This window comes from Rhodococcus sp. WMMA185, assembly GCF_001767395.1.
Classification (GTDB): domain Bacteria; phylum Actinomycetota; class Actinomycetes; order Mycobacteriales; family Mycobacteriaceae; genus Rhodococcus_F.
This window is the reverse complement of sequence record NZ_CP017014.1, coordinates 1,342,022-1,355,084: the sequence shown is the minus strand read 5'-3', so window position 1 is coordinate 1,355,084 and position 13,063 is coordinate 1,342,022. Positions and strand designations below refer to the sequence as shown.

13 protein-coding genes are annotated in these 13,063 nt (G+C 64.9%); 2 read left to right on the top strand and 11 right to left on the bottom strand.

Annotated elements, in window-relative coordinates:
- Nucleotides 1-70 precede the first annotated feature (70 nt).
- Genes BFN03_RS06110 through thyX form a run of 4 tightly spaced genes read right to left on the bottom strand, consistent with a single transcriptional unit; the run spans nt 71 to nt 4,358 of the window.
- Nucleotides 71-694: a TIGR03085 family metal-binding protein gene (locus BFN03_RS06110; protein ID WP_070378262.1), complete on the bottom strand. Its 624-nt coding sequence runs from the start codon at nt 692-694 to the stop codon at nt 71-73.
- Nucleotides 695-718: 24 nt separating this feature from the next.
- Nucleotides 719-2,656 (bottom strand): ribonuclease J, encoded by a 1,938-nt coding sequence (locus BFN03_RS06105; RefSeq protein ID WP_084385514.1) that lies wholly within the window; start codon nt 2,654-2,656, stop codon nt 719-721.
- Nucleotides 2,653-3,561, bottom strand: a complete 909-nt coding sequence (gene dapA / locus BFN03_RS06100) for a 4-hydroxy-tetrahydrodipicolinate synthase (protein ID WP_070378260.1) — start codon at nt 3,559-3,561, stop codon at nt 2,653-2,655. The genes BFN03_RS06105 and dapA overlap by 4 nt, the downstream gene beginning before the upstream one ends.
- A gap of 44 nt (nt 3,562-3,605) precedes the next feature.
- Nucleotides 3,606-4,358, bottom strand: coding sequence for an FAD-dependent thymidylate synthase (thyX, locus tag BFN03_RS06095; protein WP_070378259.1), 753 nt, complete (start codon nt 4,356-4,358; stop codon nt 3,606-3,608).
- 205 nt (nt 4,359-4,563) lie between these two features.
- On the opposite strand from thyX, the gene BFN03_RS06090 reads away from it, so the two are divergent.
- Nucleotides 4,564-5,055, top strand: a complete 492-nt coding sequence (locus tag BFN03_RS06090; RefSeq protein WP_070378258.1) for a toxin-antitoxin system HicB family antitoxin — start codon at nt 4,564-4,566, stop codon at nt 5,053-5,055.
- Between the two features lie 100 nt (nt 5,056-5,155).
- Nucleotides 5,156-5,590, top strand: a complete 435-nt coding sequence (locus tag BFN03_RS06085) for an SRPBCC family protein (protein WP_070378257.1) — start codon at nt 5,156-5,158, stop codon at nt 5,588-5,590.
- Between the two features lie 60 nt (nt 5,591-5,650).
- Here the strand turns inward: BFN03_RS06085 and BFN03_RS06080 are convergent, their stop codons facing one another.
- From BFN03_RS06080 to BFN03_RS06050, 7 genes are all read right to left on the bottom strand, one after another.
- On the bottom strand, nt 5,651-6,874 hold the full coding sequence (locus BFN03_RS06080; RefSeq protein WP_070380668.1) for a winged helix-turn-helix domain-containing protein: 1,224 nt from the start codon (nt 6,872-6,874) through the stop codon (nt 5,651-5,653).
- Nucleotides 6,875-7,005: 131 nt separating this feature from the next.
- On the bottom strand, nt 7,006-7,458 hold the full coding sequence (locus BFN03_RS06075; protein WP_198163395.1) for a flavodoxin family protein: 453 nt from the start codon (nt 7,456-7,458) through the stop codon (nt 7,006-7,008).
- Between the two features lie 66 nt (nt 7,459-7,524).
- Complete coding sequence (locus BFN03_RS06070; protein WP_070378256.1) at nt 7,525-8,004, bottom strand: hypothetical protein; 480 nt, start codon at nt 8,002-8,004, stop codon at nt 7,525-7,527.
- Nucleotides 8,001-8,759: a 4-hydroxy-tetrahydrodipicolinate reductase gene (dapB, locus tag BFN03_RS06065; RefSeq protein WP_070378255.1), complete on the bottom strand. Its 759-nt coding sequence runs from the start codon at nt 8,757-8,759 to the stop codon at nt 8,001-8,003. The genes BFN03_RS06070 and dapB overlap by 4 nt, the downstream gene beginning before the upstream one ends.
- Nucleotides 8,760-8,861: 102 nt before the next feature.
- The gene (locus BFN03_RS06060) at nt 8,862-9,968 is read right to left on the bottom strand and encodes an alcohol dehydrogenase catalytic domain-containing protein (RefSeq protein WP_070378254.1); all 1,107 of its coding nucleotides are present in this window, start codon (nt 9,966-9,968) and stop codon (nt 8,862-8,864) included.
- Between the two features lie 33 nt (nt 9,969-10,001).
- Nucleotides 10,002-11,348 (bottom strand): M16 family metallopeptidase, encoded by a 1,347-nt coding sequence (locus BFN03_RS06055; RefSeq protein WP_070378253.1) that lies wholly within the window; start codon nt 11,346-11,348, stop codon nt 10,002-10,004.
- A gap of 151 nt (nt 11,349-11,499) precedes the next feature.
- Nucleotides 11,500-12,963: an LCP family protein gene (locus tag BFN03_RS06050; RefSeq protein WP_070378252.1), complete on the bottom strand. Its 1,464-nt coding sequence runs from the start codon at nt 12,961-12,963 to the stop codon at nt 11,500-11,502.
- Nucleotides 12,964-13,063 lie beyond the last annotated feature (100 nt).

Below are 13,063 nucleotides of genomic sequence, written 5' to 3'. Positions count from 1 at the left end.
TTAGTCGCTACGGCACCATCCGGACCATCCGCAACACCTATAACAAGAGGTGACCTGGCCCGCAATAGCGTCAGATGCCGCGATCGAGGGACATCACGGCCTCCACGTCGGTGGCCGACCCTTCGGCCTCGACCTGCACCTGGTCTCGGCCGAAGGCGTGCAGGGCGAGTTCCGCGGGCTCACCCCGTAAGATCACCCGACGCTCACCGGCCTTGCGGACAATGGCTTGCTCGCCGGATGGCCGCTCGAGCACTACGGACACCGGTGAGCGGCGGTAGCCCAGCCGCCCGACCTTGCGTGCCAGACCCCACAGCGTGTCCTGGCGTTCCCCGGTAAGCACCCGCGGCGTCCATCCGTCATGGGCACGACGAACGTCCTCGTGGTGGACGAACATCTCACCCGTGTTCACCTGGCTGTCCACCCAGTAGATCGGCGACCACATCGGCGGCCCGGATCTGACCTCGTCCAGCAACCGACTCCACGGTCGCGTGGCTGTCTGCTTCCGAACCCGCTCCAGGTACCCGGCGAGTCCACCGATGAAGAGGCCGGGGGCAGCATCGGGGCGTCGTTCACGCACGATGAGGTGGGCAGCGAGATCCCGATTCGTCCATTCCCCGCAGAGGGTCGGTGCGTCGGAACCGAATTCAGCCATGTCGTCGACAAGAGCGAGGCGTTCGTCCCTGGCGAAGGTCATGCCGATGAATCTACCGCGCCGAAACTATTGTCCATCGGACGCCGGCACCGCGATTACGTTGGGCACGATCATCGGCCTGCGGCGGTACTTCTCCGCAACCCATCTGCCGACGATGCGCCGGATCGCCTGCGCGATGCGATGCGCGTCGTTGACGCCTTCGGCGGCCAGTTGCGCCAGCTCCGCCTCGACCAATTGCGCCGCATCTTTCAGTGCGGTCGGATCGTCGGAGAATCCCCGCCCGGACACCTCGGGGGTACTGACCGCACGGCCAGTGTGATCATCGATGACCACATAGATCGCGATGAACCCGCCCTCGCCGAGAACCAATCGATCCGACAGCGTGGAGTCACCCACGTCACCGACCGACAGTCCGTCGACGTAGACATGCCCGACGGACACCTTTCCCACGATCTCGGCGAGACCGTCGACCATGTCGACCACGACACCGTCCTCCGCGAGCACGATCCGGTCCTCCGGCACTCCGGTGGCCTTGGCGAGAGCTGCATTGGCGCGCAGGTGACGCCATTCGCCGTGCACCGGCATCGCATTGGTGGGCCGAACAGCGTTGTACAGGTACAACAGTTCGCCCGCGGACGCGTGACCGGAGACATGCACCTTCGCGTTCTGCTGGGTGACGACTGTGGCGCCGCGTTTGGCGAGCCCGTTGACAACGGCGAATACCGAGTTCTCGTTGCCCGGGATGAGTGAGGACGCGAGGACGACGAGGTCATTGGCTCGGATGTTGATCTGCCGATGCTCGCCCCGTGCCATCCTCGACAGCGCCGAGAGCGGCTCTCCCTGCGAACCTGTAGAGATGAGGACGAGCCGATCGTCGGGCAGATTGGCCGCGGTGTCGATGTCGACGACAAGGCCGTCGGGAACACTCAGATATCCGAGATCCTGTGCGATCTGCATGTTCCGGACCATCGAGCGGCCGACGAACGCGACGCGGCGGTTGTAGCGGTGTGCCACATCGACAACCTGCTGAATGCGGTGGACGTGGCTGGCGAAGGACGCCACGATCACGCGCTGCCTTGCCTTGCCGATGACGTTGTCGAGCACTCCACCGATCTCGCGTTCGGGCGTCACGAATCCCGGCACTTCTGCATTGGTGGAGTCCACCAGAAACAGGTCCACGCCCTCGTCGCCGAGGCGCGAGAAGCCACCCAGGTCGGTGAGCCGGCCGTCGAGCGGAAGTTGGTCGAGCTTGATGTCACCGGTGTGCAGCGCGACTCCGGCATCGGTGCGGATGGCAACTGCGAGGGCATCCGGGATCGAGTGGTTGACGGCGAAGTACTCGCACTCGAACGGCCCGTGCTCGGTGCGCTGACCCTCGATCACCTCGACGAGGTTGGGTCGCTGGCGGTGTTCGCGGCACTTCGCCGCAACAAGCGCGAGCGTGAACTTCGAACCCACGACGGGCAGATCCGGCCGTAGGCGCAGCAGGAACGGCACGGCACCGATGTGGTCCTCGTGGCCGTGCGTGAGGATGACAGCCTCGACATCGGCCATCCGGTCCTCGATGTGGCGGAAGTCCGGGAGGATCAGGTCGACTCCCGGCTGCTGATCCTCCGGGAACAACACCCCGCAGTCGATGATGAGCAGTTTGCCTTGGTGCTCGAACACGGTCATGTTGCGGCCGATCTCGCCGATGCCGCCGAGCGCCACCACGCGAAGACCCTTGAACGGCGCCTTCGGCGGCAGACCGAGGCGTGCGGTCGGATCCGAGACGGCCGCCCCGGCGTTCTGCCGCTTGCTGGTCCGCCTACCGGACCGTGAGGGAGATTTGTCAGTGGGGCCGCCCTTCGCGGACGGAGCCTTCACCGGCGCGGATTTGGCCTGCGCCGACCTCGGGGCCGTGGGCTTATCTGCCACGATCGGAGCAGCCTCCGGCTGCGTGGGCGCGGGAGACGGGGGCCCTGCCTGACGGCTGGCGCTGCGGCGACGGGGAGGACGGGTCATGCGAGCACCCCCGCGGCGTGGAGATCGGCGGCGAGTAGGTCGATCTGATCGTGCGTGGGCGCCACCTGCGGGAGCCTGGGCTCCCCTACGTCGAGGCCGATCAACCGCAGACCGGCCTTCGATGCGCTGACACCACCGAGCCGGGCCACCGACCGGATCACGGGGGTCAGACTCAGGTTGATAGCACGTGCGCGCGCGATGTCACCGGCTTCGAAGGCAGTGTGCAATTCACGCAACCGAGCCGGTACGAGGTGTCCGATGACACTGACGAATCCGATGGCGCCCACCGCGAGCCATGGAAGGTTGAGCGGATCGTCACCCGAATAGAACTGGAGATCGGTGGTGCCGATCAACTCGGCACCGGCATTGAGGTCTCCCTTGGCGTCCTTGACCGCGACGATGCGCGGATGTTCCGCGAGGAGCCGGATCGTTTCCGTTTCTATGGGAACCACAGAGCGCGGTGGAATGTCGTAGAGCATGACCGGGAGATCGGTGGCATCGGCAACCGCGGTGAAATGCGCGTACAGCCCCGCCTGCGGTGGTCTCGAATAGTAGGGGGTGACGACGAGGAGGCCGTGCGCCCCCGCCCTGGCGGCGTCGCGAGCGAGCGCAACGCTGTGTGCGGTGTCGTTGCTGCCCGCGCCGGCGATCACCTTCGCGCGGTTGCCTACCGCATCGATGACCTCCCTGAGTAACTCGAGCTTCTCGTTCTCGGTAGTTGTCGGCGACTCACCTGTCGTGCCGGCGAGAACGAGGGCGTCGCACCCGTTGTCGACGAGGTGAGCCGCAAGACGGACACCTGCATCGACATCGAGCTTTCCGTCCGGCGTGAACGGCGTCACCATCGCGGTTGACACAGTGCCGAACGGGCGCTCGACGGGAGAAGCGGAATCACCGTAGGTCATGGTCAGAAGGCTACCTGGTACCTGTAGGGACTTTCGCACACCAGTCACGCATCTGACGAGAATGTACTCCGTGCCACTTCCGTTCCGTCACCCGCGACCACTATCTCGAAGTCGCCGAAGACATTCGGAGCGGACGACTGCAACTGTCTCAGACACTCGACCGCGACCCGGCGGATCTCGACGTCGGCGTGCTCGGTGGCGCGCATCGACACGAAGTGCCGCCACGCCCGGTAGTTGCCCGTGACCACGACCCGGGTCTCGGTTGCGTTGGGTAGGACCGCCCTCGCCGCCTGCCTCGCCTGTTTGTTGCGCAACGGAACACTGGATGTACCCGACAGTTTCGATTCGAGGGCTGCGAGCAGTTCAGCGTAGGCCGATCGACTGGCGTCGGTGGCCTCGGTGAAGAGCCGCTCTAGGTCTGGATCGCCCGCGATCGCGGGCGGGACGACCACCTTCGAGTCGTTCTCCCGCACGAACCGTTGCGACAGTTGCGAGTAGGAAAAGTGCCGGTGCCGGATCAGTTCGTGAGTGCACGACCTGGAAATGCCAGTGATGTAGAAGCTGACACTCCCGTGTTCGAGAACCGATTCGTGCCCGACCTCGAGCAGGTGGCGCAGGTATCCGGCGTTGGTCGCGGTACGGGGGTTGGGTTTGGACCAACTCTGGTAGCACGCGCGGCCCGCGAACTCGGCCAGCGCTTCACCACCATCGGCGTCGGTCTCCCACGGGACGTCTGCCGGCGGCAAGAACTCCGTCTTCGCGACGAGTTGCACCCTGAGCGGAACGGTCTGCGACACTGCCTCTGCTCCTCCTGCCCGACTCCCGAATCGGAGCCAATTCCCATGGATCGACCCTAGCTTCCGCCCTGCCCACCGAGCGCGCGCCACGGCGTCACCGGCACCACGGCATCACCGAAGGCGGCGAGACCTCCAGGCTGCGGACACCGATTATCGATAGCCGAGATTCCTTGACTGACGTCACTTATGACGTCACACTGACGTCATGAACCTCGACAACTATGTCTCCAAGCTACGAGACGACCTGACCTCGGCAGCCGCGCTGGGCGACGAGCAGACCCGGGCGACGGCAACGGCTCTCGCAGCCGCCGTCGAGTCCGCGACCCGCATGCTCCTGCTGTCCGCACTGACCGAATTCGCCGGCGAAGTGTCGAACGAACTGGGCAATCGCACCGTTGGTGTGCGATTGGACGGGACTGAGGTCGCCGTCGAGGTACACCGCAAAGCCGCCGAACCCGAACCCGAGCCCGAGCCCAGGAGCGATCGGACCTCGACGACCGACGACCTGGGTGCCGTCTTCGATGACGCCACCGGTGACATCAGTCGCGTCACCCTGCGCCTGATGGATCAGATCAAATCGAAGGCGGAAGAAGCCGCGTCCCAGAACGGCGTGTCACTCAATTCCTGGGTCTCGCAGGCGGTCAAAGGCGCCCTCGAAGACCAGATTCGCCGGAGCCGCGACCGCGACGACAGCTGAACGTGAGTACTCACTCCGCGCGTCAAGCGCAACGGTGATGTAATTACGTCGCATCAGCCACACGGTGAGAGTCGCCACTGGCTCGAAGGAGCGAGAAAATATGGCCGTTTCCGGCACCAAGGAATTCGAAATCAAGGCAGATCCGGCCACGGTAATGGCTGCGATCGCTGCTGTGGATCGCCTGCCCGAGTGGTCCTCCCCGCACAAGTCGGTCACGATCGAGAGCACGCACGAAGACGGCCGCCCCAACCGCGTCCGGATGCAAGTCTCGATCCTCGGCATCAACGACGAGCAGGTGGTCGAGTACACCTTCGGCGGTAACGACACGGTGTCGTGGCGTCTGGTCGAAAGTACTCAGCAGAACACGCAGGACGGCTCGTACGTCCTCACCGGCTCCGGTGCGGGCACGAAGGTGACCTTCGAGTTGACAATCGATCCGAAGATCCCACTGCCCGGGTTCCTCGTGAAGAAGGCGCAAAAGACCGCACTCGAGACCGCCAGCAAGGGCCTGACGAAGTTCATCGAGAGCATGTAGCCCCTTACCCTCCTCGCGGTCGTGCCGAGCAGCGCCCGAGCGATCGTGCTGAGCAGGCCCTCACGGCCGCGTCGCCTCGGCCGCGAGGAGGGCGGCGAGGTCACCTCGGTCGTCCACCTTGACCTCGTCAAGTCCCAACCACGCTGCCATCCTTCGTAGTTCGGGGAGAAGGGCGTCCACCACGCGCTCCGGGCGTTGACCGGGTTCCACGAAGGCGGACCGCACCTCGAGCACCTTCGACGGCCGATTCGCCGCGAGATCGACCCTCGCCACCAACTCGCCATCCATCAGGAACGGGAAAACGTAGTATCCGTGAACTCGCTTGTGGGCAGGGGTGTAGATCTCCAGGCGATAGCGGAAATCGAAGACCCGCTCCGTTCTGGGGCGACAGAAGACCAGCGGATCGAACGGACTCAGCAATACGGCCGCGTCCACCCGCCGGGGAACGCGAACATCGCGGTGACGGAATGCCGGTGCGTCCCAGCCGCGTACCCTCACCCGCTCGAGCACGCCGTCCTCGACGAGATCCTCGATGGCCGGTGCCGTCTCCGCCCTGGACAGGCGGTAGTAGTCGCGCAAGTCCGATTCGGTGGCCACACCCAGAGCCCGTGCAGATCGCTGTACGAGGCCGCGTATCGCATCCTCCATCGGAACCTGCTCGGCACGAACCGATTCCGGCAGAACACGCTCGATGAGGTCGTAGTGTCGAGTGAACGCAACCCGCTTGTCCACGGCGAGAGCACCCGAGGCGAACAACTGCTCGCACACCATCTTGGTCTCGCTGCGATCCCACCACGACCCCTTACGGCCGACCTGATCGACCTCGAGGTGCCTCTCCACGTCGCGGGCGCTGCAAGCGCCCACCGCGCCGATCACGTCCAGCACATCTGCTGCGAGAGTCGGATTGCGGTCGAGCACACGAGCCTCTCCCGCATGCCGCCCGCGCTGATATCTTTCCATGCGCCAACGCATCAGTGGCCAGTCCTCGATCGGAATGAATGCGGCCTCGTGCGCCCAGTACTCGGTCAGTAGGCGCGGCGATCGGGTGGTGTGCGACCAGGCAGCCGAGTCGACCAACCCGCGGTCGTACTCGCCTACACGGCTGAACAGCGGCATGTAGTGCGCACGCACCGCCACCGAGACGGAATCGATCTGGAACAGCCGTATCCGGCCGAGGACCGACCGGACATGCCGTCGCGTCGGCGTCGTGGCGGGCTCCTTGTCGGCGAAGCCCTGGGCCAAGAGCGCCGCTCTCCGTGCCGCGGCAGCAGTCATCTCACGCATGTTCGCAGCATGCCATCCGACACCGACAATGCCAGACGTACGACGCATCCCCTCGGCCTGTATCCGCTCGCCGTACTGTTCGTCAGCGACGGCCTCTGCCGCGTCTGACGACCGGATTGCTCTCGTGCGGATCAGTCCATCAGCCGCGCCGCCACGGTCGCGCCGAGCTCCCAACACGCTTCGAGATCGCCTTTGGTCGGCTTGCCCGACACAACCACGTAGTCGGCGACCTTCTCCCAACCGAGCCCGGTGGTGATCGACGTGACGCCCCTCTCCGCACCTTCGGTGCCTTCGTTGCCGTGGACGTAGAGCCCGAACGGTCGCCCGCGCGTGGAGTCGAGGCATGGGTAGTAGACGACATCGAACGCGTGCTTCAGAGCGCCGCTCATATACCCGAGGTTGGCCGGAGTACCGAGCAGATAGCCATCGGCCTCCAGTACGTCGGTAGGCGTGACCGCCAGCGCCGCACGGCGCACGACCTCAACACCCTCGATCTCTGGGTCCGTAGCGCCGGACACCGCGGCTTCGAACATGGCCTGCATGAACGGCGACGGTGTGTGATGGATGATCAGGAGCCGTTTCACGGCGCTGATCCCGGCACACACTGGACGACGAGTAGTGACTTCACACCCGCTAGCGTACGACCGCACTCAACTCCGAGCGCCGCCTTCGCGCTCGGCGCGTTCGAGTTCGACAGCTCGGCGCATCGTCTCGCGTGCGCGCCCACGATCGCCGGCGTAGTCGTAGGCGCGGGCGAGTCGGTACGAGTGCCGCCAATTGTCGGGATCCTCTTCCCATTCGGACTTGACCTGTTGGAACAAGGCGTCCGCGGCGTCACGCTCGATGCGACCGGAGGGCCGCCTCGGCAGATCGGTGACGTCCAATTCCAGCGACTCCTCCGCGATGCGGCGGGACAGATACTGATGCTGGAATCCGGCACGGAGCGTGGCGTAGACGATCCATGCACCCAGGACCGGAAGGATCAAGACGCCGATGCCCAGACCTACGGCGGCACCGCCGCCGTCCTGGATCAGCTCGATCCCCCGCTGACCGAGGAGGACGAAGTAGAACACCAAGGCCGCGACCAGAAGCCCGATCGTGACCACGGTTTTGGTCGATCCTTCCCTCACAGGTCGAGGAGGGGGTCGATTCCGACAGTCAGGCCCGGCCGCGAGCCGATCTTCCGCACCCCGAGCAGGACGCCGGGCGCGAAGGAATTGCGGTCCATCGAATCGTGACGGATGGTCAGCGTCTCCCCCAGGGTGCCGAAAATTACCTCCTGATGGGCGACGAGCCCGGCCAGTCGCACCGAATGCACGCGCACCCCGTCCACGTCTGCGCCGCGCGCCCCCTCGAGTTCGGTGGTTGTGGCATCGGGACTTTCGCCGACACCTGCCTTGCGCCGAGCCTCCGAGATGAGCGCGGCCGTGCGGTACGCAGTCCCGGACGGTGCATCCGCCTTGTTGGGATGATGCAGTTCGATGACCTCGACGGAGTCGAAGAACCGTGCCGCCGCCTCCGCGAAGCGCATCGACAGGACCGCGCCGATCGCGAAGTTGGGGGCGATCAGCACGCCGACATCGGGCCGCGCCGACAGCCACTTCCGCACCGTGTCGAGTCGGGCCTTATCGAACCCCGTGGTCCCCACAACCGCATGAATGCCGTTGGAGACGAGGAAATTCACGTTGTCCATCACCACATCGGGATGGGTGAAGTCGACGACCACCTGGGTGCCGGTCTCGACGAACGACTCCAACCGGTCGCCGCGGTCCACCTCGTTCACGAGTTCGAGATCGGGTGCCTGCCCCACCGCCTCGCAGATCGCTCGGCCAACCTTGCCCTTGGCCCCGAGAACCCCGACCCTGATGGGTACTGCTGCGCTCACTTCTCCACGCTCCGTCCAGTCGCAACCATTCGCCCCAAAAGCCTACGCAATTGCCAGTTGGCGCCCACAGGGCGTCCGTCTATCGGATCCAGCACTTCAGGGTCAGTCGAAAGAGATGATCTGGCGGATCGCGTTGCCGTCGGCAAGTTCGTCCATGCCCCGGTTGATGTCGTCGAGGGCAATGCGTGAAGAGATGAGTTTCTCCACCGGGAGCTTTCCGGAGCGCCAGAGTTCCTCATAGATCGGAATGTCTCTCGACGGAACCGCAGACCCGAGATAGCTGCCGCTGATCGTGCGGGACTCGGCCACCAACGCCAGTGGCGAGATCGATGAGAGCGCATCCGGCGACGGCAATCCAACGGTGATCGTCTTGCCGCCGGGAGCGGTTGCGCGGACAGCGGATTCGAATGCTCGTACACTTCCCACAGCCTCGATCACGATGGGTGCCCGCAAGCCCGACTCCTCTAGCTCGGCGGGTGTGTAGACGGAAGTCGCACCGAGTTCGCGTGCGACTTCGAGTTTCTCGGGAACGGAGTCGACGCCGATCACCTCCCCGGCGCCGCGTGAAACCGCGGTGAGGATCGCTGCCATGCCCACACCGCCGAGGCCGATGACCATGACCGCTCGTCCTTGAACGGGACCTGCCTCGTTGAGGACCGCGCCGCCGCCGGTGACAACTGCGCATCCGAGGACCGCTGCGACGTCTGCGGGGACGTCGTCTCCGACCGGTACGACCGACCGCCTGCTGACGACCGCGTGCGTCGCGAATGCGGACACTCCGAGATGATGACGCACGAGATCGTCGCCACGCCGCAGCCGTGACCCTCCGCCGAGTAGCGTTCCCTCGTTGTTCGCCTTGCTGCCGGCCGCGCACGGGATCTTGCCTTCGGTGGCACAACCTTCACACTCTCCGCAGCGAGGAAGGAACGTCATGACGACCCGCTGGCCGATCGTGAGGTCGTCGACACCGTCGCCGAGTGCCGCGATCCGCCCCGCCGCTTCGTGCCCGAGCAGCATCGGGACCGGTCGAACCCTGTTGCCGTCGACAACGGACAGATCCGAGTGGCACAGGCCGGCGGCCTCGATCCGGACGAGGATCTCGTCCGCACGTGGTTCCTCGAGGTCGAGTTCTGCGATCGATATGGGCGCGGACGCAGCGTAGGGGCGTGGTCTGCCGATCTCCTCGAGTACCGCTCCACGAATCTTCATCTCGTGCTCTCCCCCTTGCTCGGCGAATTCGCGTTACCGGACAATGCCACGTACCGAGGCGGGAAGGTCTCGCTTGCGCCGATACGGTCCGACCACGGCGGCCCCGAACGAACGTTTCAGGAGCAGCCTCGCGACGTCGCGAACCTCTTCTGGCGTGACAGCATCGATCTTGGCCAGAGTCTCGGTGATGCTGCGATGACTGCCGTAATTCAGTTCACTCCGGCCGATGCGATGCATCCGAGAGCCCGAATCCTCGAGTCCTAGGACCAGGCCGCCCCGCAATGATCCCTTGGCGCGTGCACACTCTGCGTCCGAGATTCCCTCGGAAGCGACATTGGACAGCACCTCACGAATGACCGCAGCAACTTCCCCGAGGTTCTCCGGCTGGCACCCAGCGTAGATGGAGAATGCCCCGGTGTCGGCGAAGGTATCGATGCTCGAGTACACCGAATACGCCAACCCCCGGATCTCTCGAACTTCTTGGAAGAGCCTTGAACTGAGTCCGCCCCCTACCGCCGTGTTGAGCACTGACAGCGCCCACCGGTGCGGCTCGTGGCGTCCGAACGCGCGCACCCCGAGCGCGAGGTGCACCTGTTCGCTGTCCCGGTTGGTCAGGCTGAGGGTCGGCTGGGTCCGTAGACGCAGCGTTCCGGCGCGGCGCGGCGCGGGTTCGGTCGCCGACTCGATGTGCCCGGCGAATGCGCGTCGCACCAACTCGACCGTCGACTCGTGCTCGACGTTCCCCGCGACGGCGACCACCATGCGCTGCGGCCTGTAGCGGCGACCGTGGAAGGAGTGAAGCTGGCTTCTCGTCATCGATTCGATGGACCCGACACTGCCGATCACCGGTCGACCGACGGGATGGTCGCCGTAGAGCGCGGTCAGGAAGGCGTCGCCGAGCAGGTCTTCCGGATCGTCGTCGCGCATCGCGATCTCTTCCAGAACCACCTGACGTTCGACGTCGACATCAGCGGCTAGACAACGGCCGCGCAGGACCACGTCACTGACCAGATCGATGGCGAGTCCGAGGTCGTCATCGAGCACGTGCGCGTAGAAACACGTGTGTTCCTTTGACGTGAACGCGTTGAGCTCTCCCCCGACGCCGTCCATTACCTGCGCAATGTCGAGGGCACTGCGCGACGGGGTGGCCTTGAACAGCAGATGTTCGAGGAAATGCGCGGCGCCGGCGACCGTGGGTTGTTCGTCGCGAGATCCGACACCGACCCAGATGCCCACAGAAGCGGATCTGACGCCTGGGACGTATTCGGTGACTACCCGGAGCCCGCCGGGAAGCACAGTGCGCCTGACCCCGGTGTCGGGTTCAGCCAAGTTGGGTGCTTGTGCGAGCAACGCAGCGCGATTGCGATCAGTCTTCGCCATGAAAGTGGTTCAGCAGTCCTCGGAAGCTGGGCGTCTTGCGAACGCCAAAACTCTACACTCGGCGTCCGACCATCGCTCACCAGACTCGTGGGTGCACCCGTGCACGAATCTGCGGCCTGGTCTCGGCCAGGGTGCACAACGAACTCTTAGATCAGTCGACGCACGGCACACCGTATCCGGTGATAACACCGCCCTGGTCAGGTGGGGGCGGAACATCTGCATCTGACGAGGACGTGAGCGGACTCGGCGCCGCCCCGGACTCTTGCCCACCCCGTGACTGCGCGGAAGATTCCGGCATGGTGAAGTCGGATCCGAGGACGACCCGAATACGGCCGGGCGAGACGTCCGAGTCGGGGGTCGCGGCCAGATCCAGCAGCGTGCCCACGGCCTCGGCGTCGGATTCGGCGCCGGATCCGTACGAGATCGAGGAAATCAGGCTCGGCCCGTTCTCGTCGTTCCCGACCTCTCCACGGGTGTATCCGTGGCTCCCCAGAACCGAAGACACTCTGCTCGCGAGACCATCCTCGGTACCGGCGTTGAAGACGTCGACGGTGCTCGACGGTTTCGCCGTGGTGCTCTGAGGCGCCGGCTCTTCTCCGAAGGCGGTGCGCACAATCGATTTGATCTCGACGGGGTCGACGATGTTCACGTCCTGTCCGTCGATCACGTCGTATCGCACCACAGGGAGGGTCTGGAACTCGACATCCCCCGCGATCTTCCCGACTTGCTGGGCGAAGTCGACGAGATCCCAGCCCGATGAGAACACGATATTCTCCTGCGCCGCCTCGACGAGGGCTCGGAGCTTGCCGATATTGGTGAACGTCCCGGTCTTCTCGAGCTCGTGCGCCACAGACACCAGGAAGGCCTGCTGACGGTGTGTGCGATCGAGATCACCGTTCTCGAGGCCGTGACGTTGACGAACGAACGCCAATGCTTGTGCCGCGTCGAGTCTTTGTTCGCCCGCGGGGAAGTTGGCACCGGAAAAGCTGTCGTGCACCGCGTGGTTGAGGCACACGTCCACTCCTCCGAGCGCATTGGTGAAGTCGTAGAACCCTGCCAGATTGACCTCGGCGAACCGATCGATCGGAACGCCGACAAGGTTCCGCACTGTTGCGAGGGTGGATGCGCGGCCCGCCTCGCGGCCCCTGGTCTCGAGAGTGGCCTTGTCGGTCACACCCTGGGCTCGCAAATCCTCTTCGACAGCAGCCTTCTTCAGCCCATAGGCCTCTTTGATCTTGACGTGGTCATTGCCCGGGATCCCGCTGACGGCGACGTAGTCGTCACGCGGAATCGAGAAGGCCGTGGGCCTCCCGCCATCCCCGGGTATGTGCACGAGGATCAAGGTGTTGGTGTTGTAGCCGCCGACACTGCTGTCGCCGGCGTGGAGTTGGTCGAGCACTTGTTGCGGCAGATCGTTTCCCTGCTGGTCCTTACGGGAGTCGAGTCCCATCAACAAGATGTTCGTCGAACCCCCGCTCGAGCTCGGTGCATCTGCGCCGAGGGCGTCCGATGTGGCGAACCCGCTCGCAAGATTCGATTGGCCCCACCACCCGACTCCGGTTGTGATGAGCAGCGCCGCCGACAGGGTCGCTACCGGTGCGCGCAACGCGGCCAACCGACCACGTCTCGGTGTGCGGCGATCACCTGCTTGTTCGAGGCGGGCAGTCCGGGTGTCGTGGACCCCCCGGGCACCCCCTCCGCCAGGACTGCGATTC